Origin of the sequence: Tsukamurella pseudospumae (assembly GCF_001575195.1) — a bacterium.
Lineage (GTDB): Bacteria > Actinomycetota > Actinomycetes > Mycobacteriales > Mycobacteriaceae > Tsukamurella > Tsukamurella pseudospumae.
This window is the reverse complement of record NZ_LSRF01000085.1, coordinates 1-294: the sequence shown is the minus strand read 5'-3', so window position 1 is coordinate 294 and position 294 is coordinate 1. Positions and strand designations below refer to the sequence as shown.

The following is a 294-nucleotide window of genomic DNA, read 5'->3' as shown; positions in this document are numbered from 1 at the left end:
CCGCTGCGTTCAAGCAGACAGGCGGCCAGCGACCACGTCGAGGAGCCACTGATCGGGCTCTCGACCCTCCTGCCGGGCCAGCTTGACCAGGATCTGCGCGCTGATCCTCCGCGCCTCGGGAGTGCTCCCGTAGAGGTCGAAGTCGCTGGGCGAGGAGGACATGCGTCAATGATGCCCGGCTGAGCGAGGCTGTGGCTACCTCTCCCCCTCGGTCAGTCGTGACGAAGGTAGTGCGCCTCCAGCAGCGGAGTGATGTCGTCGATCATCTTGACGCCCCGGCGTGCGCAATCCGTC

General features: G+C 66.3%; 1 protein-coding gene. It reads right to left on the bottom strand.

All coding sequences use genetic code 11. The features are described 5' to 3' along the window. Window positions 1-9: 9 nt before the first annotated feature. The gene (locus tag AXK60_RS27290; RefSeq protein ID WP_175400117.1) at window positions 10-162 is read right to left on the bottom strand and encodes a hypothetical protein; all 153 of its coding nucleotides are present in this window, start codon (window positions 160-162) and stop codon (window positions 10-12) included. Between the last annotated feature and the right edge of the window lie 132 nt (window positions 163-294).